Raw genomic sequence first — 19,844 nt, 5'->3', positions numbered from 1 at the left:
GTCAGCCCGCGTGTGCGGCAGCCGTCAACCGTTGCACCGCTGCGGCCAGCAGCGGCGGCAGTTCGGTGACCAGCCGGGGCTTGTGGATCACCGGCAGGCCGGCCAACGCAAAGGTGTAGGGCTCCCGCTGCTGGTTGTCCAGCGCCGTCACAAAGATCAACTCGCACTTGGCGAACAGCGGTTGGGAGCGCAGGCTGGTAACCAGCGCGGCACCATCGATGCCCGGCAGCAGGATATCCACCAGCAGCACGTCAGGTTGCAGTTGCCCATACATCACCAGGCCACCGATACCGTCATTGGCGGTGTGCAGCTCCAGGTCGGGAAACTCCTGCGCCATCAGCAGGGCCACCAGGTTCTGGTAGTGGACCGAGTCCTCGATCAGCAGCACGCGCAGCTTGCGCTGGGTCTCCACCGGTGCTGGCGGCTCGGCACTCTTGGTGGGGGCCAGCCCGCGGCCCATCAGCCAGGCATCCAGGGAACTGCGCAGGATGCGGCGGTGGCCGCCGGGCGTGCGCCAGGCCTGCAACTCACCCCGGTCCACCATCAGCTGCACAGAACGCACAGCCATGCCAAGGCGCTGAGCGACTTCACGGGTACTGAAGTCCTCTTGCATGTCTTCTGGTGGACGGGCAATAGCAATCATGGGGCGATTTTGCCGAATTTTAGGTCGGTAGAGAGGGGGTTGGTCCCCATTTATAAGCGCTAAAAATGATATTTGAACGCGGCTTGTTCGTCTGACGTGTATGACAGCGATCGTCCACCTTGTTCATCCGACGCCGGAAGCCATGGTTGCCTGTCAAGAACTCTGGTGGAATGGCGGGCATGTTCTCCCGCCGCCGCGCCTTCCGGACGTGCTTCGCCCTGCTGTGTGCCGGGGTGTGGACGGCCGTGCTGGGCGTGGCGGTGGGCGAAGCGGCGGCTGGCGTGGTGAGCCGCGCAGTCAGCAGCCTCACGGCCAGAACCATGAGCGGGATGCTGGCCGGTGCCGGTGCCGGTGCCGGTGGCGGGGCAGCGCCCCGGTCCGCGGAGGCGGGTGACACCCGCGACAGCGTCGTCTTGCGCCGTATTGCCGTCAACCGGCTGCTGCGTGTGTGCATCTGGCCGGAGTATTACGGCATCTCCTATCGGCACCCGCGTGACGGACGACTTAGCGGGATCGACGTGGACCTGTCCGCCGAGCTGGCGCGGGAACTCGGGGTGCAGATCCGCTATGTGGAGTCCTCCTTCCCGAGCCTGATGGCCGACCTGGAGGAAGAGCGCTGCGACGTGGCCATGTTTGCGGTGGCGATCTCCCCGGAGCGCAAGGCCCGGCTGGATTTCACCCAACCCTATCTGGCGAGCGACATCTATGGCGTGACGACCCGTGGCAACCGGACGGTACGCCAGTGGGCTGACATCGACCGGCGTGGCGTGGTGGTGGCGGTGCAGGCCGGGACCCTGGTGGAAACCGTGATGCGCGACAGCCTCAAGCAGGCGCGGCTGCTGGTGGTGCAGCCGCCCACCACCCGGGAGGCGGAACTCTCCTCCGGGCGGGCCGATGTCTTCATGGCCGACTATCCCTACAGCCGCCGGCTGCTCGACAACGCGGACTGGGCGCGTGTGGTGGCCCCGGAAAAGCCCTTTCACGTGCTGTCCTATGCCTACGCCGTCAAGCGTGGGGATGCCGCCTGGCTGGGACGCATGAACAGCTTTGTGACGGCGATCAAGCACGACGGGCGGCTGCAGGCCGCAGCCGAGCGTCACAGCCTGTCCAGGATCGTGGTGCCCTGAGGAGCCGCTCCAGCATGTCCAACCTGGCGCCCGCCGTCCAATCCCTGCAGCGCTTGCGCTCGGCCACCCTGGTGGCCGGCATCGTGCTGGCCATTGCCTCGACGGTGGCGGTGGTGGCGCCCATCCTCGTGCAACGTCATGCGGCCTTGGAGGAGGCCCGCGGACGCGGGGTGCTGCTGGCCCAGATGCTGGAGGCCGACGCCACCCGGACCGTGGAAAGCGTGTCCGTGACCCTGCACGGCCTGGCGGATTCCGTTCCGCTGGCTGGCGGTGGCCCGGAGGAGGGCGGCCGCAAATCGGCCTCCCAATGGTCCGACCACATGAACCGGGTGCTGCTCGGCCTGCCTTTCCTGCGCAGCATCGCGGTGCTGGACAGCCATGGTCGTGTGCTGGCCTCCACCAACGCGGACGAAGTGGGGCTGGAAGTGCCGATGCAGCGCATGGAGCGACTGCCGGCGCCGGATCGAGACCAGCTCCAGCCGCTGCAGCCTGGCCGGACGCTGGCGGACCTGGTGAACGACGGCACGGTTCGCCCGGCCACGGTGAGCATGCTGCCGATGCTGCTGCAGTTGCCGGAAGCGGTGGACCGCCGCCCCGCCGCAGCGGTGGATCGGCACCCCGCCCTAGCGGCGGACCGGCACTCCGCCCCAACGGTGTCGGGCCGCGCCGGCAGCACCAGTGTCCGTGGTGCCGGCATGGCCCGGGCGCGGGCCGCCGCAGCCGCCTCGCCACCGGCCCGCCGTGACGACACGGCCCCGCGCTGGCTGCTGGCGCTCATCAACCCCGAGGCCCTGGCCCAGTTGCAGCAGCAGGCCTTGCCGCTGAACAACAGCGCCGCCTGGCTGGCATCGCCGACCGGCCAACTCCTGGCCGCCCTGGAAACCCTGCCCGAGTTGCCCGGCCAGTACATGAGTGGCCACCCGGTCTTTGACCGGCTGCGCACGGGGCCGGACCATGGCAGCTACTTTGGCGCCGGTGCCTTGCCCGGCGAACTGATCGTGGCCTATCGCGCCTCGCCGCGACGCGGGTTGGTGATCAGCGTGGAGCAGTCGCAGGTGGAGGTGCTGGGCCCTTGGCGCTCCAGCCTCTGGGGGCCGGTGATGACCGGTGTCCTGGCGCTGTGCCTGATCGCCTCCGCCACCATCATCGTGCGGCGCAGCCTGCTGGCGCGCGCAGATGCCGTGGCGGCGCTGCAGCAGGCCCATGAACAGCTGGCCGACCGCGAGCGCGACATGCGGGTGTTGCTCCGCAGCGTGCAGGAATTGATCTTCCGCACCGACCTGCAAGGCACACTCACCTTCGTCAACGCCCGCTGGACCACGCTGCACCGGGGCCGGGTGGACGAGGCGGTCGGGCGGCGCCTGGCGGACCTGGCGGACCAGGAGGACCGTGCCGCCGTGGAGGCCCTGTTCCATCACCGTGAAGGCCCGCGCAGCACCGAAGCCACCATCCGCAATGGCGAAGGGGAACCCCGCCGCTACCTGATCGCCATCGTGCCGCTGCGCCGCGATGGTGGCCGGGGCGGCTACGCGGGCAGCGCGGTGGATGTGACCGAGCGGGCCCGTGCCGAGCGCCTCTCCCGCGAGGCGCGCGATGCCGCGCAGGAAGCCTCGCGCATCAAGACCGAGTTCCTCGCCAACATCAGCCACGAGCTGCGCACGCCGCTGCAATCCATCCTCGGGTTCTCGGAGCTGGGTGTGGGCCGTAGCGAGGGGGCGCCCCGTCTGCGCGCCATGTTCGAGGACATTCACGGCTCCGGGCAGCGCATGCTGTCCATGGTCAACGACCTGCTGGATGTCTCCAAGCTGGAGAGCTCCATCGGTGCCTTCGCACTGGAACGTTATGACCTGCGCGAACTGGTGCGGGACGTGGTGCACGAACTGGAGCCGCTGCGCATCCAGCGCTACCTGGACTTGCAGGTGCACCTGGAGACACCCTTGCCGGTACGGGTGGACCCGGTACGCATCCAGCAGGCCATTCGCAACCTGCTGGCCAATGCCATCAAGTTCGCGCCGTCGGGCAGCGCCATCGACATCACCGGCACGGTGGAGGAGCCGTCAGGGGAACTGCGGCTGTGCGTGGCGGACCGCGGGCCCGGTATTCCGGTGGATGAGCTGGAGCGCATCTTCGATGCCTTTGTGCAGTCCAGCGCCACCAAGGACGGCTCCGGCGGCACCGGCCTGGGGCTGGCGATCAGCCGGCGGATCGTGGAGATCCATGGCGGGCGGCTGTACGCGGCCAATCGTCCGGGCGGCGGTGCGGAGTTCCACCTGGTGCTGCCTCCGCGACATCTGGCGGAGCACACGGACCCACGGCCGCCCGGTAGCGCCCACGACCCCGGCCCGGCGGCGTTGCCAGCAGGTCCGTGGGGTGGCCCGTCCGGCGATCGATCCGGTGGTGGCAGCGAGGGCCTGGACACAGCCAGTCACCCATGAGGGGCTTACGCGGCCGGCGCAGAGGGTCACAATCCGTACGCTGTCATGACCCCGAACCCGGGGCGTGTGGCGCTGGCCGGGCACGAGAGGTGCCCAGGCTGGCACAGGCGAATCAATGTGCCGGGCGCAGGCCCGGCCCAGGAGTGCACGATGAAGTGGGAAGGTCAGCGCGAAAGCGACAACGTCGAGGACATGCGCGGCAGTGATGGCGGCGGCGGTGGAGGGTTTTCCTTCGGCGGCGGGCGTGGCCTGAGCCTGGGCGGCGTGGTGGTGGCCCTGGTGGCCGGCTGGATCTTCGGCATCAACCCCATGACCCTGCTGGGCCTGACCGGCGGTGGCGGGCAGGTGCCGCATACCCAGGCGCCGCGTCAGCAGGGGCCAGGCCAGGCGGGGCCGCACAGCAAGCCGCAGGACGCGGGGGCCAAATTCGTCTCGGTGGTGCTGGCCGATACCGAGGATGTCTGGGGCCGCGTCTTCCAGGCTGCCGGCCAGACCTACCAGGCACCGCGCCTGGTGCTTTTTTCCGGCCGCACCCAGACCGCCTGCGGGCGCGGTGCTGCCGCCATGGGCCCGTTCTATTGCCCGGGTGACAGCAAGGTCTACATCGACCTGAGCTTCTACCAGACGCTGCGCGACCGGCTGGGCGCGCCCGGGGACTTCGCGCAGGCCTATGTGATCGCCCACGAGGTCGGCCACCATGTGCAGCACCTGCTGGGCGTCACCGACAAGGTGGAGGCGCTGCGCCGCCGCCAGTCCGAACGTGAAGCCAATGCCACCAGCGTCCGGGTGGAGCTGCAGGCCGACTGCCTGGCCGGTGTGTGGGCCTATCACTCGCAGCAGTCCAAGGGCTGGCTGGAGGCGGGGGACATCGAGGAGGCCTTGAACGCGGCGTCCCAGATTGGCGACGACACCTTGCAGCGCCGCTCCAGCGGCGATGTGGTGCCGGAGAGCTTCACCCACGGCACCAGCGAGCAGCGTCAGCGCTGGTTCAAGCGCGGGCTGGCGCAGGGCAGCATCAAGGACTGCGACACCTTCCAGACGCGGTCGCTCTGACCCCGCAGAGGCCCAAGCATCCACCGCGAGAAAATCAACGGGAACCCGCCGGCCTGGCTGTGGAGGCCCGGTCGTCCGCCGGTGCCGGCGAGGGTGCCGGTGCCGGTGCGGCGGCCGAGGTGGCGGCGGCCGGCCGGGCGTCCTTCGTGTCTTTGCTGTCCCTGGGATCCCCCACGCAGCCCTTGAGCCACTGGCTCATTTCCCACTGCACCTGGCCGGCCGATTCACGTGCGGCATAACCGTGGGCCTCGTAGGGCAGCAGCACATAACGCGCCGTGCCGCCCAGACCTGCCAGCGCCTGGTAGAGGCGTTCACTCTGCATCGGGAAGGTGCCGGAGTTGTTGTCCGCGTCGCCATGGATGAGCAGCAGCGGCTCCTTGATCTGATTGGCGAAGAGCAGCGGCGATAGCTTCAGGTAGACGTCCTTGGCCTCCCACAGCGAGCGTCGTTCGCTCTGGAAGCCGAACGGCGTGAGCGTGCGGTTGTACGCGCCGCTGCGTGCAATGCCGCAGCGGAACAGCCGGGTATGGGCCAGCAGGTTGGCCGTCATGAAGGCGCCATAGCTGTGGCCCCCAATGGCCACGCGGCGTGGGTCCACCGTGCCCAGCTCTTCCGCCTTGTCCAGGATGGCGCGGGCATTCATGGTCATCTGCTCGATGAAGCTGTCGTTCATCGTGCGCGCATCTCCCACCACCGGCATGGTGGCGTCCATCAGCACCACGTAGCCGTCCATCAGCAGGTTGAGTGGGCTGATGGAGGAGAAGCTCATGTAGCGGCCGGCGGAGCCGGTGAGCTGGCTGGCCAGGGCCGCGTCATTGAACTCCAGCGGATAGGCCCAGACCAGGGCAGGGCGCTTCTCGCCTTCCTTCAGGTCGGGCGGCAGGTACATCCAGAACGACAGTTCCACGCCGTCGCTGCGCTTGAAGGTGACCAGCTCGCGGCGCACGGCCTTGAGCTGGGGTGTCGGGTCCTTGAGGCGGGTCAGCTGCACCGCCTTGCCGCCATTGCCGTTCTCGCGCAACAACAGGTTGGGCGGCTCATGCTCCGCCTCCCGCTGGGTGAGCAGGCGCTTGTCGTCCAGCACGGCCAGCGGCAGTTCATACACGCCCTCGGCGGACTGGAACAGCCGCTGCACGCTGAGGTCACGCAGCGAGACCTTGTCCAGGAAGGGACGGTCTCCGCGCGGGCTGGAGCCCTGGCCCACCAGCAGCAGGTCGCCATTGAGCGTCTGCACGGCCTGCTGGCCGTTGGGCAGCGTCCGCATCAGCGGTACGCCGGGGTGGCGGTAGCGTTCCCGCACGGAGTGCTCGAACAGCGGGCGGCTCTGCGTGCCGCGCAGTGGCAGCAGGTAGGTGCGGGTCCAGCCTCGGCTGCGGTCTTCCTCGCTCAGCAGGGCGTGCTGCCCGTCGTCCAGGAAGCGCAGCCGGGTGAAGCGGTAGGGCATGCGCTGCACCTCGAAGGGCTCGCCGGTGTAGGGCGGGTCCAGACGCATCACGCGGTCGCGGAAGGCGGCGCGCACCGCCGGGTTGCCGCCGTCCAGCGCCTCCACCCAGTAGAGCGCGGCGTCCTTGGTCGGGGAGGCGTAGAACACCCGGGGGCCCGGCAGCGCGCCGTCGATGGCCACGCCCTGCTTGAGCGGCATGCGGGCCAGTTCGCGGATCAGCCTGCCGTCGCGTTGGCGGACTTCCACCACCGTGGGGAAGTCGTCGAAGGTCAGGTTGAAGCTGAACGGCCGGCTGAGCCGCTCGGTCAGCAGCGCCTGGCCGTTGCCCACGGCGGAGATGCTGGTGAAGAGGCCGGGCTTGTCCAGGTCACGGCTCTGGCCGCTGGCAATGTCCACCAGCGTGAGCTGCGAGCGGGCGTAGAACTCGAAGGCGTCCTCGTCCGCCGGGTTGCGCAGCAGGTCCGGATAAGTGCGTTCCGGCGAGGCCTTGCCATGGGTCTCCTGAATGGCCGGGCCGCTCTGCTGGCGCGAGGGCACGGGGCCGCGCGGGTCGGGCACTGTGAGCACCACCACCTCGCGGGCGCTCATCCAGGCCAGGTCGTCCGGGTCGATGGCGTTGTTCAGCCGCACGTTGTAGATGCGCCAGATCTGGCCGTTGCTGGTGGCGCCGGCCCACAGCTCATCGCCGTTGTCGGTGCGCCGGGCGATGACAAAGCGCTGGCCGTCCGGCGCCCAGGCAAAGCTGTGCCACAGGCCGCCAGCCGGGAGCTCCACAGTCCGCTCGGGGGCATCGGGCTCGAGCAGCGGGCGCAACTTGAGATGGAGGATGCCCACCAGGTTCTGCGGCGTGGCGCTGCGTGGGTCGAAGCGTGCACCGGCCAGGCGCATCACCGGCCGGGCCAGTTCATCCAGCGGCGTGTAGCGCCGCTGCTCCAGCAGGGCCACCGTCTGGCGGTCCGGCGACGGCAGCAGGCGAGGGGGCTGGGGCGCGTCGAGCAGTTCGCGGATGGCGGGGGAGGGCTGCTTGTAGGGCGCTGGGGCGGCCACTGCGGGAATTCCGGCACCCAGCGCCAGTGCGCCGATGAGCGGGGCCAGGCGCAGGCGCAATGGCAAGTGGAGGCGCTGTCGCAATGACAGGCGCAATGAGAAGCGCGATGAGGGGAGGAAAGGCAGGCGCAATGGCAGGCGAAGCAGCGGCAGCATGACCAGACGATAGCAATGACAGGCGGCGCCAGCCCCCAGGGGCGATGGCAGGCCCCGATCCGGGGACGTTGCCCGGAGTATCGCTGCGCTAGGATCGGCGCCCATGAGCGAGCCTGCCGCCCCGTCACGTCCAGCGCCCCTGGACAGTCCCACCCGTCCGGTGGCCGCCCTTCCGGCGGTGGGCGAACGCCTGGGCGTCTGGCGGGTCGCGGATGCCCTGTTCGAGGTGGGCTCGGGCCATTGGTTCCGGGTGGAACATGCCTTGGCCGCTGGCGAGGCGGGCCTGGCACTGGTCTACCGCCATGAGGCGGATGCCCAGGCCGTGCTGATGCGTTTTGCCGAGGATTCCGACGCCCTGGGGCGGCTCGACTTTCCGACCTATGGCGCACCGCTGGACAGCGGCCTGAGCCCGGCGGGCAGCCCTTATCTGGTGGTGCCCGCCATGGAGGGCGCACCGCTGATGCGGGTGGCCATGGCCCTGCCGCTGCGCCGGCGCATGGAACTGCTGCTGGAGCTGGTGGCGCTGCTGGACGCCGCCCAGGCGCGCGGGCTGGTGCTGCATGAACTGGACCCCGGCATGTTGTGGCTCAGCCCTTCGCAGCAACTGCACTGGCTGGGACAAGGCCTGGCCCCTCGCGCATCGCAGGCACCCGCCCTGCTGGTACGTGCGGCCGAGCCCCTGGCCGATCCGCGCCAGCGTGCCGGCGCCCGCCCGGACGGGCGCAGCGAAGCCCATGCCCTGGGGCGCCTGCTGGGCCTGCTGATCAATGGCCGCCTGCCGCGCAAGGAGGGCACGCCAGAAGGGCGAGGAGGCGACACCACAGCGGTGGAAACCGCCGCCACGCCGGTGGCCTCGCTGCAATCCTGGCTCTCGCTCTCGGCCGCCCACCGCGACAGCCTGGACCGGCTGCTGGACCGCGCCATGACCGATGGCCACACCTTCCCCGACCGCGCGTCGCTGGCGCAGGCCGTGCGTGACTGGCTGGACCAATCCGCCTCCGTCCTGGCTGCACGGGTGGCGCAGGCCCCCGCCGCTGCAGCGGCCGGTGCCGGCATCGGCCCGCATACCGGCACCTTCTCCATGGCGCGGCCCTCCGCGCCGGTGCCGCTTCAGTCCTCGCCGGACGAGCGGCCGCCGCTGCGGCCGCCGGGTTCCACCCTGATGGAACGCGTGGCGGGCGTGGTGGCGCTGCTGGTCGTGGCCGCCCTGTTGCTGTGGTTGCTGCTGCGTTCACATTGACCAGTGGTGTCACATGACGTCTGCGTGGATCCCTCGCGACTAATGACTTGGTGCTAGTTCCAACGTGCAGCAGATCCACCTCTTGTGGTGAATTGCGCAGGGTCTCCCCCTGAACCTACGATTTCCCTGATGTATCGAGGCCTTTAAGAGGCCTTGTGGTGATCTATCACCGTCGCCGAGCGGAAGGCTGGCGACGACGCGGGGGACCGGATGGTTTTCAGGATCAAGACGATGTCGGACCGTGACTGGGCCCGATGCCACCGTGATGCGCGGCGCGACGAGCACTGCACACCCTGGTTGCGGCAGGCGCTGGGCACTTGCGTGGAGGCGGCGCGCCACGGGCGGGCCTTGCCGGACCGCTGGGCGGAAGACCGCCGGGGTGGCCATTACCTGCTGCGCCTGCCAGCGCTGATGGGCCACCCGCTGGCGGACCGTTACTGCATGCGGGTGAAGCCACGGGTGTACGGGTTGCGCTCCCACGCGATCGGGGACCGCCGTGTCTTCCTGGTGGGGGCCGATCCGGGCGGGCAGGAGCTGATGCTGGTGCGCCAGGTGCTGCAGGCTGCGTTCCAGGTGCATGGCGCCAACGGCGCGCCGTGGCGCGGAGACCCCTTGCGTGACGCTTTGCTCGTCCCGGCACCGGACACGGCATTGCTGTGAGCCGCAGGCGGCCCCTATCATGGGCTCACATGCAGCAGCACCGTCGTCACTTCCTCCAGTTGGCTGCGGGCCAGACCCTGGCAGTGACCGGATTGGCCGGCGCAGCGCAGGCGGCGGCTGGCCGGCCGGTCTCCGTGGTGGGCACGCATTTTTCCAGGCTGTTCGAGGCTGGCGCTGCCGCAGGGGACCGGACTCGCCCTCGCGGGCTGGCGGTGGACATCCTGGATGCCATCCTCTTGCCCGCCGGTTTTGCGCCCACGTATGAGCTGTATCCGTGGCTGCGTGCGCAGGCCATGATTGAGCATGGCCCGGCGAACATTCTGGTCGGACCCTATCGGACGCCGGAGCGGGAGCGCCGCCTGCGTTTTTCACGCCAGCCGTTCTACGAGGATTCGCTGGTGTTCTATGCCCGCCAGGGCGAGCAGGCGCTGTGGCGCAACGACTTCGCCACCTTGCGCGCGCTGCAGGTGGGGGCGGTGCAGGGCTGGGTGTATGGCGACCGCTTTGATCAGGCCCGCACCCGGCTCAAGCTGACCCTGGTGCGCGACCTGGCCACGGCGCTGCGCATGCTGCAGTTGGGTCGGCTGGACCTGATTGCAGCCAACCAGCGCAATTCAGAACCAGTGATCCACGAACTGGGGCTGGCCGACCATGTGCAGCTATGCAGCCCCCCGTTTGCGCATCTGCGCGGCCACTTTGCCTTCAATGACCATCACGGCACGCCGTGGCAGACCCTGGTGGACGCAGGCATGCAGCGCCTGCGCGCCAATGGGGAACTGGCGCAGATGGCGGCCCGGCACGGCGTCAATCTGCCCGACGACCGGCAGGCTTGATGGCCGAGCTGATGGCCGAGCTGATGGCCGTGAGGAGGGCCCCGGCGAGGGCGATGGCTTCAGAAGCTCGATGCGAGACCGACCAGCCCCAGGCCGATCAGCGCGGGCAGGGCCTGGATGAAGAGGATCTTGCGGCTGGCCGTGGCGGCGCCATAGAGGCCGGCCACCAGGACACAGCTCAGGAAGAACACCTTCACCGGCGTGCCGGCGGCGCCGAGCAGCAGGCCCCAGATCAGGCCGGCGGCCAGGAAGCCGTTGTACAGGCCCTGGTTGGCCGCGAGCACCTTGGACGCCTCGGCGAATTCCTGCGTCAGGCCAAAGGCGCGGCGCCCGGTGGGCTTGGTCCAGAGAAACATCTCCAGCACCAGGATGTAGACATGGATCAACGCCACCAGGGCGGTGACAACATTGGCAAGGGTGGTGGTCAGGTTCATGGGGCGCACTTTACGCCCCCCGCTATCATCCCTGGCCCGCTGACCGTTCCCGCTGCCTGAAGCCCCCACCATGTCCGAGTTCCTGCTCAATCCTGCCCAGTTGGCGGCCGTGCACCACCTGGAGGGTCCCTGCCTGGTCATTGCTGGGGCGGGTTCGGGCAAGACACGGGTGATCACCCAGAAGATTGCCAAGCTGCTTTCCGAGGGGTACCGGCCCCGCAACATTGCGGCCATCACCTTCACCAACAAGGCCTCGCAGGAAATGCGGGAGCGTGCGCGCCACATGGTGGGCAACAAGGCGGGGCAGGAACTGGTGATCTCCACCTTCCACTCGCTGGGCGTGCGCATCCTGCGGGAGGATGGGCGCCACCTGGGCTTGAAGGAACAGTTCTCCATCCTGGATTCGGACGACGTGTTGTCGGTGCTGCGCGATGCGGGCGGCACCACGGACGCTGCCACCGCCAAGAGCTGGCAGTGGACGATCTCGTTGTGGAAGAACCAGAACCTCAGCGCCCAGCAGGCGCTGGCCTATGCCAAGGACGACATGGAGCGGGCGGCCGCGGTGGTGATGCAGCGTTACCAGGAGCGCTTGACCGCCTACCAGGCGGTGGACTTCGACGACCTCATCGGTCTGCCGCTCAAGCTGATGCAGACCAACCCGGAAGCGCGGGGCAAGTGGCAGGAGACCTTGCGCTATGTGCTGGTGGACGAATACCAGGACACCAACGCCGTGCAGTACGAGCTGCTCAAGCACCTGGTGGGCGACCGTGCCATGTTCACCGCCGTGGGGGATGACGACCAGAGCATCTACGGCTGGCGCGGCGCCACCATCGAGAACCTCAAGAAGCTGCCGGTGGATTTTCCGCAGCTCAAGATCATTCCGCTGGAGCAGAACTACCGCTCCACCAGCGCCATTCTTCGTGCGGCCAACAACGTCATTGGCAGCAATCCCAAGCTGTATCCCAAGACCTTGTGGAGTGAATTCGGCGAGGGCGACCCCATCACGCTGGTGGAGGCGGACGGCGAGGAGCACGAGGCCGAACGCGCGGTGGCGCGCATCCAGTCGCTGCGGGCCACCCACCCCACGGCCAAGTTCTCCGACTTCGCCATCCTCTACCGGGCCAACCACCAGGCCCGCATCTTCGAGCAGGCGCTGCGTCGGGCGGAGATCCCTTACAAGGTCTCGGGCGGCCAGAGCTTCTTCGACAAGACCGAGATCAAGGACCTCTGCGCCTGGTTGCGTCTGCTGGTCAATCAGGACGACGACCCGGCGTTCCTGCGGGCGGTGACCACGCCCAAGCGTGGCATCGGCCACCAGACCCTGGGCCACCTGAGTGATTTCTCGGCCAAGTGGAAGCTCTCGATGTTCGAGTCTCTGTTTGCCGAGTCGCTCAAGGCCACCTTGTCCAGCAAGGCGTTGCATGGGCTGCATGAGTTCGGCCGCTACGTCGTGGACCTGGAGTACCGGGCGCGGCATTGCGTCGGGGCTGAAGAGGGCCGCGCGTTGATGCTGGAGTGGCTCAAGGACATCGCCTACGAGCAGTACCTCCTGGACAACGAGGAGAACGAGAAGGTGGCGGCGGCGCGCTGGAGCAACGTGCTGGATTTCGTGGACTGGGTGGCCAAGCGCTGCGGTGGCGAGATCTCCACCGACGGCGGCATCACTACCGAAAGCCCGCGCCAGTCGTTGCTGGAAGTGGCCCAGACCATCAGCGTCATCCTCTCCCTGGCGGAGCGCAAGGAGGAGCAGGACCAGGTGGTGCTCACCACCTTGCATGCCTCCAAGGGCCTGGAGTGGCCGCATGTGATTCTGGCGGGCGTCAACGAGGGCTTGCTGCCCTTCAAGGCGGATGATGAAGAGATGACGGCTGCGCGGGTGGAGGAAGAGCGCCGGCTGATGTATGTGGGCATTACCCGTGCGCGGCGCACCCTGGCGGTCTCCACCTTGCGGCGCCGCAAGAAAAACCGCGAAACGGTGATTGGGGTGCCCAGCCGCTTCATCGCCGAGATGAAGCTGCACGAAAACATCGTCAAGGAAGACCCGCGCGAAAAGCTCAAGCGCATGCGCGAGCAGTTGTTGGCCAAGGCCGCGGCCAGTGCAGCGGCGCAGGCGCAAGCCAAGGATTGAGGGCCGGGCTGCCTCGGCCATCACTCGCCATCCGCAATGTTCGTTATCCCACCAACTCAAGGGGGGTGGACGTTGGGATTTCGCGTTCACCCTGTAACACTTGACAGCCTTCGCGTGTCACCGACGAGATTGCCAATTGCGGACGGCAAAATATTCATATGACAGCCGCCGTCGATCGGACTTCCCTCAGTCTCCCCCTGCTGACCTTGGCCAGCGCCTCACTGGCCATCCTGGCCCTCTCCCAGCCATCACAAGTGCCGCTGGGCTGGGGCTTTGTCTTCAAGCCGCTCACCACCTTGCTCATCATCTGGCAGGCGTGGCGCCGGCGTGCGGCCGCACCGCGTCTGGCGCGCTGGCTGCGCGCGGGGCTGGTGTGTTCCCTGGTGGGCGATGTGGCGCTGCTCTGGCCGGAGGCGGGTTTCCTGCCGGGCCTCGTCAGCTTCCTCCTGGCGCATATCTGCTACATCCTGGCCTTCTGCACCCGCGTGCGGTTGGGCGCGGTGCGCTGGCCCTTCCTGCTGTTCGGTGTGATCGCCGCCGTGGTGCTGGGCCGGCTGTGGACTTTTGTCCCCCCGGCGCTGCAACCGCCCGTGGTGGTCTACGTCGCCGCACTCGCCGTGATGGCCTCGCAGGCCTGGGCCTGGTGGCGCGCCTGCGTCAGCGGCCCTGAGGAGGGCCAGGCCCGCTGGGCCGCCTGGGGCGGCACCCTGTTCGTATTCTCCGACGCGATGTTGGCCATCAACAAATTTGCCGGCCCGGTCGACATGGCCAGCCTGTGGGTGCTGGCGAGCTACTGGCCGGCACAGTGGTGCATGGCCCAGAGCGTGGGCCGCGCGGCCAAGTCGGGGGCCGCATGAACTTCATGATTCCGCTGCGGGCCTCCGCGGTGCTGGCCCTGTTTGCCTCATTGGCCTGCGGCGCGCTGGGGGTGACCCTGGCCCGCCATTACCCGATCGAGCCCCAGCTGATGCTGACCGTCTGGGCCATGGTGGCCGCCGCCGGTTTCCTCGGCTGGCAGGTGCTGCCGATGCTGCTGCCCGCACTGGTGCCGCTGATCGGCTTTGCGCCCTGGACCGGCTGGATCAGCTTCGAGGAGCTGGACCTGCTGGTACTGGCCATCGCCACCGGCGGCTACATGGCCCTGGCCATCACCGAGCCGACACGCCGGCCGGTGCCCTGGCGCTACCGCACGCTGCGCTGGCGCTCGGCCGTGGGCGTGCTGCTGGCCGTGTTCACGCTGTCGGTGGTGATCTCGGTCTGGCGCGGCGTGGAACATGCCGGTGGCCTGCAGTTCGGTTATTGGCAGGGTTACCAGGAATCCATGAACAGCCTGCGCCTGGGCAAGAGCCTGGGTCTGGTGCTGCTGCTGTTGCCCCTGTGGCAACAGGCGGCGGACCTGCGTCCGGCGGCAGTGCAGCGGCTGAGCCGGGGGGCGTGGGTGCTGGTGCTGATCTTCGCGGCGGTGGGCGCGGTCTGGGAGCGCTGGATCTATACCGGCTTGCTGGATTTTTCCACCGACTACCGCACCACCTCCTGGTTCTGGGAAATGCATGTGGGCGGTGCCGCCCTGGATGGCTGCCTGGCGCTGAGCATGCCGATGGCGCTGCTGTGGATGCTGCGCGAGCGCGAGCCCTGGCGCTTCGCTGCCGCGCTGGCGGTGCTGGTGCTGGGTTTCTACGCCTGCCTGACCACTTTCTCGCGCGGCGTCTACCTGGCCGTGCCGGTCGGGCTCGCGCTGTGCGCGCTGTTGTGGTCCGTGCAGCGGCGGCAGGCAGTGCCTGAAGAGGCGCCGGCCTCGTATCTCCCCGGGGATGCGACCCTGCCCCTGCGTTCGACGCTGGCCGTGCTGGCCGTGGTGGCGCTGGCAGCCTGGGTCCTGTTTGGGGCGGGCGGCTACCGCGGCCTGCTGGCGCTGGCGGCCAGCGTGGGAGTGTGGGTGGCGATGCCGTCGCGCCGGGCCTCCTGGCCGCCGGCCCAGAACCGCGCGCTGCTGGGCCTGGCGCTGCTGCCGGCCCTGCTGATCGCGGGTGCCGGTTATGCCGTGATCGACCTCGTGCCCAAGCTGTCCTACGGCGTGGCCCTGGTGGTGGTGGTGACGACGCTGGCCATGTGCTGGCAATGGCGCCAGGGGGTGTCCCGTCCGGGGCAGGCCTATCTGCTGGCGGCAGGCTGGCTGGCCACCCTGGCCGCAGCCTGGCTGGTGGCAGCCCAATGGAGCGGCGGGCGTGACCCGGTGTCCACCGCGGCGGTGCTGGCCGTGCTGGGCCTGGGTTGGCTGGCCACGCAATGGCCGGTGCGCCCGATCGACCCCATCCGCCAGGCCGGCTGGCGCGTGCGTGGCCTGCTATGGACCGCCTGCCTGCTGGTGTGCGGCGTGGTGGCGTCCCTGGGCGGCGGCGGCTACATCGGCCAGCGTCTGTCCACCGGTCAGCAGGACCTGGAGGGGCGGCTGGATCATTGGGGGCTGAGCCTCGGGCTGCTCAAGGGCACGGATGCCTGGCTGCTGGGGCAGGGCACCGGGCGTTTCCCGTCCAGCTTCGCCAACAACGGGCCATTTGAATCGCGGGTGGGGGACTACCGCTGGAATGCCGGCGCAACCGACCTGGTGCCAGGGGCGCTGGACAGTGCCGGCTTCACCGCGGTGCCGTACCCCACCGTCACACTCACCAGTGGCCTGCACAACATGGGCAGCGGCGAGATGTTCCGCCTCAGCCAACGGGTGTCCGCCGTTGGCGGTGATGTGGGCGCCACCGTGGTGTTGCGCACCCGCCAGCACACGCAGGTGCGGGTGGAGGTCTGCGAGAAGCATCTGCTGTACCCGCTGCGTTGCCTGGACAAGCAGGTGGAGGTTGATCCCTTGGGCGGCAACTGGCAGGTGGTGCGCCTGCCGCTGGGCAAGGCGCCGGATGACTTTGGCGGCGCGCGTTGGGCGCCCCGGCAACTGACGGCGTCGGTGGCCTTGAACTGGCGCGGCTCGCTGGTGGAGCTGCGTTCGGTGGAGATTGCGGACGGCCAGCATGGTCCGTTGCTGCGCAACAATGATTTCTCGCAAGGCATGGCGCGCTGGTTCTTCTCCAGCGACCGCATCCACATGCCCTTCCATGAAAAGAGCCTGCCGCTGCATGTGCTGTTTGAGCAGGGCGTGATCGGTCTGGCGCTGTGGTGCGGATTGCTGGCCAGTGCCTTGTGGCGCTGCACGCTGGGGGCGGCCCGACGGCATCCGCTGGCGCCGGCCACCGCGGGCGCACTGGCGGGCTTCGTGATCGTCGGCCTGTTCGACAGCCTGGTGGATGCACCCCGCATCGGCTTCCTCTTCTACGCCATGCTGGCGCTGGCCCTGGGCCTGCGCACGCCGTCGCGGCGGCTCAAGAAGGGCGAGGAGCCCGAGGAAGAAGAGGATTCCCTGGAGACGCGTTTTGCCGGTGATGAACACGAGCACGACGACCGCCGGCCGACGCCGCCGCGTCACAGCCGCTCGCATCGGCCGTCGCGCTCGGGGGTGACGGTGTCGGGGGCCTGATCAGCGCCTGATCAACTGATCAGTGCATGACCATCCGCCGCGCCGACATCACATGCCCTTGAACAGGTGGGTGTAGCTGCGGCTCACTTCCAGCTTTTCATCCAGCCCTCTCACCCCCACCAACTGCCGGCCACGGAAGTCGCGGGTGATGCCGTTGATGGCCTTGACGTTGACCAGCGTGGAGCGGTGGATCTGCCAGAACAGGGCCGGGTCCAGCTCGTCCACCAGCTCCTTGATGGGCTTGCGGATCAGCGCCTCGACCGTGGCTGTCTGCACACGGGTGTACTTCTCGTCGCTGATGAAGAACAGCACGTCCTCCACCGGGATCATCTGGATGGCCTGGCCGACCGAGGCCTGAATCCATTGCAGGTAACGCGGCGCGGCCTGCGGATTCACGCGCGCTGACAGGTTGTGCAGCAACTGCTGCAGCGTGCCCTGCGACGGGCCTTCCGGCTCCACCTCGCCGCTGCGCTGGGCCAGCCGCTGGCGGATGCGCTCCACCGTCACGGCCAGGCGCTCGCGCTCGGCCGGCTTGAGCACGTAGTCACACACACCCTGTTCGAAGGCTTCGACCGCATACTGGTCATAGGCCGTGATGAAGACGATCTCCGGGACCGCCCATTCGTCATCGTCGGGCAACTGGGCGATCTGGCGCGCCGCCTCCACGCCGGTCAGGCCCGGCATGCGGATATCCAGAAACACCAGGTCAGGCCGGAGTTCCCGGGTCATCTCCACGGCCTCCAGGCCGTTCTTGGCTTCGCCGACGATCTGCAGCTCCGGCCAGACCTCGGCGATGCGGCTGCGCAGTTGCTCGCGCATCAGCCGTTCGTCGTCGGCCAGGACGGCACGGGGGGCGGTAGGGGCAGTGGTGCTCATGGGGCGATGTTAGGTCAGCGGATGAAGGGGCAACAGCGGGGCACTACCGGGGCAGTACTGGGCCAGTACTGGGCACTTTCAGGGCACCTCCGGGACACTTCCGGGTCGCTGCTGGCGCATGCCTGGGCATTGCCTGCGGCAGGCCGGCGGCGACCCGAGCCCATCCCCGGTCATGCCGGCGCTGCGCTCAGACCGACGGCGCGGGCGGTGCCGGTGGCGTGCGGTGCATGGTGCGGCCGCGCGACTTGTCCCGCACCAGCAGCCAGACGATCAGCACCACCAGCAGCAGCGGTGAACCGAGCACGGCCCCCACGCCCAGCACGGCAGCGATGCCCAGCGCCAGCAGCCCGCCCAGGATCAACAGCGGCAGGCCCAGGCCCAGCAGCAGCACCAGGGGCACCACCACGCACAGCACCACCGCGGCGATGGAGATGCCCAGGAAGGCGCCAAAGGCGTCGCCCATGCTGAAGCCGGTGCTGCTCCAGTCTTCCCCGTTGATGCTGATGTGCACGCCGGGTGCATCGCTCAGGAAGCCGATGGCCAGCACCCCCAGCGCCATCGAAGCCAGCACCATCACCAGTCCGAGGACCAGCAGGGTCTTGAAAATCGTCTTCATGCGTGCACTCCTTGTTCCTGATGGGTACTGGCGGTCCGGTAGGGGACGGTGATGGTGACCACGGTGCCGCTGGGCTGGTTCTCCGCCACCGTGACGCTGGCGGCCTTGCCGTACAGCAGCGAGAGCCGCTCGCGGATATTGGCCAGGCCCACGCCGGTGCCGGCGGTGGCGGCACGTCCGAAGCCCAGGCCGGTGTCGGCCACGGTGACGGACAGCTTGCCGTGCACCACCTCGGCCTTGATCTTCAGGCTGCCGCCCTCGGCCTTGGGCTCCAGCCCGTGCTTGATGGCGTTCTCCACCAGGCCCTGGATCATCATGGGCGGGAACTCGGCGGACAGCAGGCCGTCCGGCACGTTGATCTCCGGCTGCAGCCGCTCTTCCATGCGCATCTGCAGGATGTCCAGGTAGGGGCGGATCACCGCCATCTCACGGGCCAGCTCCCGCACCCCGCCGTTGGCGTTGGCTTCCCGCATGGTGGGCATGGAGGCGCGCAGCAGCGCGATCAGGTTGCGCTGCATCTGCGAGGCGCGCGGCGGGTCGGTCTCGATCAGGTGGTCGATCGAGGCCAGCGTGTTGAACAGGAAATGGGGCTCCACCTGGGCCTGCATGGCGGCCATGCGGGCCTCCACCACCTGGCGGCGCAGGGATTCGGCTTCCGCCGTCTCGGTGGCCTGGGCGGCCTTGGCCTCCGCCTGGATGCGGCCCTTGTAGGTGGCCTTGAGGAGGGCGGAAGCCAGCACGATGATGACCGCCAGCTTGTCCAGGAAGTCCCCCAGGTGCACCACGCGGTAACGGCGTTTGCGGCCGCTGTCTTCCCTGGCGGCGTCCCGGGCCTCTTCCTCGGCCTGTTCCTTGGCCTGCTCCAGTTCCCGGCGCGCATCCTCGGCTTCGGACTGGGCCTGCCGGGCATCCTCGGCGGCCTCCTGCAGGGCCCGGCGGGCGTCTTCCACCGCTTCGCGGACGGCCTCTCGCTGCTTCTCGTTGGGGATGCGGATGTCCACGGACGGCAGGTCCGAGCGTTCGCTGCCGCTACTGTCAGACGCCGCCGAGGCGCCGGAGGCGGGGGCACTGCTGCGCGGCACGATGCGTACGCCGCGGCCGTCGATCTGGATTTCGTAGCGAAGCCCCTCTTCGCCCTTGGCTTCTTCCGGGTGCCCGGCATGGCTGCTGCTGGCACTCGCGGGTTCAGCCGGGTGGGCCGGTGCGGCGGCCTCCTCCGATGTCGAGCTCTTGGTTGGCTTGGCGGGTTTGGGCGGTTTGGCGGGTTTGGCCGAGCGGCGCGCGCTGTCGTCGTCCGACGTTTCCTCCACACGCCAGCTGAAGGAGAACGGCGGCAGGTCCTGCAGGATGTTGGCGCCGATGATCAGCAGCACCGACAACACCACAAAACGCTTCCAGGTGATGGAGACCAGCCAGCTCGCGTAGGCGTGGAAACCCTGTTCGGCGTTCCGGGAAAAGTGTTGCCACCGTTGGGTGAGCGTGGGAGAGGCGGGCGTCGGGGCGTTCATGGGTGGACCTGTCTGATGCCTCGCACTGTACGCAACTCACCGGGGCCGGCCCCCCAGGCGGCGACACACGGTGATGCCAACGGCATGAACTGCAGGGATCGGCGACGGAGCGGGCCCGCCGGAA

At 68.6% G+C, this 19,844-nt stretch carries 15 protein-coding genes; 9 read left to right on the top strand and 6 right to left on the bottom strand.

The genetic code is table 11. From position 1 onward, the window contains the following. Window position 1: 1 nt before the first annotated feature. A complete protein-coding gene (locus BMY53_RS07380) occupies window positions 2–643 on the bottom strand; it encodes a helix-turn-helix domain-containing protein (RefSeq protein ID WP_092945231.1) in 642 nt (213 codons plus the stop codon). A gap of 320 nt (window positions 644–963) precedes the next feature. Between BMY53_RS07380 and BMY53_RS07375 the strand changes: the two genes are divergently transcribed. From BMY53_RS07375 to BMY53_RS07365, 3 genes are all read left to right on the top strand, one after another. Next, a complete protein-coding gene (locus tag BMY53_RS07375) occupies window positions 964–1,770 on the top strand; it encodes an ABC transporter substrate-binding protein (protein ID WP_092945883.1) in 807 nt (268 codons plus the stop codon). Between the two features lie 14 nt (window positions 1,771–1,784). Next, window positions 1,785–4,205, top strand: coding sequence for an ATP-binding protein (locus BMY53_RS07370; RefSeq protein ID WP_092945230.1), 2,421 nt, complete (start codon window positions 1,785–1,787; stop codon window positions 4,203–4,205). Window positions 4,206–4,355: 150 nt separating this feature from the next. Then, window positions 4,356–5,258 carry a KPN_02809 family neutral zinc metallopeptidase gene (locus tag BMY53_RS07365; protein ID WP_092945229.1) on the top strand — a complete coding sequence of 301 codons (903 nt, stop codon included), beginning with the start codon at window positions 4,356–4,358 and terminating at the stop codon, window positions 5,256–5,258. A gap of 34 nt (window positions 5,259–5,292) precedes the next feature. Here BMY53_RS07365 and BMY53_RS07360 read toward each other — a convergent pair whose 3' ends face one another. Next, a complete protein-coding gene (locus BMY53_RS07360) occupies window positions 5,293–7,815 on the bottom strand; it encodes an alpha/beta hydrolase family protein (RefSeq protein ID WP_177200779.1) in 2,523 nt (840 codons plus the stop codon). Between the two features lie 193 nt (window positions 7,816–8,008). Here BMY53_RS07360 and BMY53_RS07355 point away from each other — a divergent pair, with 193 nt between their 5' ends. The 3 genes from BMY53_RS07355 to BMY53_RS07345 all read left to right on the top strand — a co-directional run bounded on the left by BMY53_RS07355 (window position 8,009) and on the right by BMY53_RS07345 (window position 10,638). Next, complete coding sequence (locus tag BMY53_RS07355; protein WP_092945227.1) at window positions 8,009–9,145, top strand: hypothetical protein; 1,137 nt, start codon at window positions 8,009–8,011, stop codon at window positions 9,143–9,145. Window positions 9,146–9,376: 231 nt separating this feature from the next. Beyond that, window positions 9,377–9,805, top strand: a complete 429-nt coding sequence (locus BMY53_RS07350) for a hypothetical protein (RefSeq protein ID WP_092945226.1) — start codon at window positions 9,377–9,379, stop codon at window positions 9,803–9,805. A gap of 29 nt (window positions 9,806–9,834) precedes the next feature. Further along, a complete protein-coding gene (locus BMY53_RS07345; RefSeq protein WP_092945224.1) occupies window positions 9,835–10,638 on the top strand; it encodes a substrate-binding periplasmic protein in 804 nt (267 codons plus the stop codon). A gap of 59 nt (window positions 10,639–10,697) precedes the next feature. On the opposite strand, the gene BMY53_RS07340 is transcribed toward BMY53_RS07345, so the two are convergent. Further along, entirely contained in the window at window positions 10,698–11,072 is a 375-nt protein-coding gene (locus BMY53_RS07340) for a DUF1304 domain-containing protein (protein ID WP_092945222.1), read from the bottom strand. Window positions 11,073–11,142: 70 nt separating this feature from the next. Between BMY53_RS07340 and BMY53_RS07335 the strand changes: the two genes are divergently transcribed. The 3 genes from BMY53_RS07335 (at window position 11,143) to BMY53_RS07325 (ending at window position 16,720) form a co-directional block, all read left to right on the top strand. Further along, the gene (locus tag BMY53_RS07335) at window positions 11,143–13,200 is read left to right on the top strand and encodes an ATP-dependent helicase (protein ID WP_092945220.1); all 2,058 of its coding nucleotides are present in this window, start codon (window positions 11,143–11,145) and stop codon (window positions 13,198–13,200) included. Window positions 13,201–13,358: 158 nt separating this feature from the next. After that, window positions 13,359–14,057, top strand: a complete 699-nt coding sequence (locus BMY53_RS07330; RefSeq protein WP_092945219.1) for a lysoplasmalogenase — start codon at window positions 13,359–13,361, stop codon at window positions 14,055–14,057. After that, window positions 14,054–16,720, top strand: a complete 2,667-nt coding sequence (locus BMY53_RS07325) for an O-antigen ligase family protein (protein WP_143073973.1) — start codon at window positions 14,054–14,056, stop codon at window positions 16,718–16,720. Before BMY53_RS07330 ends, BMY53_RS07325 begins: the two co-directional genes overlap by 4 nt. Window positions 16,721–16,768: 48 nt before the next feature. Here the strand turns inward: BMY53_RS07325 and BMY53_RS07320 are convergent, their stop codons facing one another. The 3 genes from BMY53_RS07320 to BMY53_RS07310 all read right to left on the bottom strand — a co-directional run bounded on the left by BMY53_RS07320 (window position 16,769) and on the right by BMY53_RS07310 (window position 19,720). Next, on the bottom strand, window positions 16,769–17,596 hold the full coding sequence (locus tag BMY53_RS07320) for a LytR/AlgR family response regulator transcription factor (RefSeq protein WP_092945217.1): 828 nt from the start codon (window positions 17,594–17,596) through the stop codon (window positions 16,769–16,771). Window positions 17,597–17,783: 187 nt separating this feature from the next. Then, window positions 17,784–18,212 (bottom strand): hypothetical protein, encoded by a 429-nt coding sequence (locus BMY53_RS07315; protein WP_092945216.1) that lies wholly within the window; start codon window positions 18,210–18,212, stop codon window positions 17,784–17,786. Then, window positions 18,209–19,720, bottom strand: a complete 1,512-nt coding sequence (locus BMY53_RS07310; protein ID WP_092945212.1) for a sensor histidine kinase — start codon at window positions 19,718–19,720, stop codon at window positions 18,209–18,211. Before BMY53_RS07310 ends, BMY53_RS07315 begins: the two co-directional genes overlap by 4 nt. Between the last annotated feature and the right edge of the window lie 124 nt (window positions 19,721–19,844).

This window comes from Roseateles sp. YR242 (assembly GCF_900109745.1).
In the GTDB taxonomy this organism is placed as follows: domain Bacteria; phylum Pseudomonadota; class Gammaproteobacteria; order Burkholderiales; family Burkholderiaceae_C; genus Roseateles.
The sequence above is the reverse complement of the archived record's forward strand: the minus strand, read 5'-3'. Positions and strand labels throughout refer to the sequence as shown.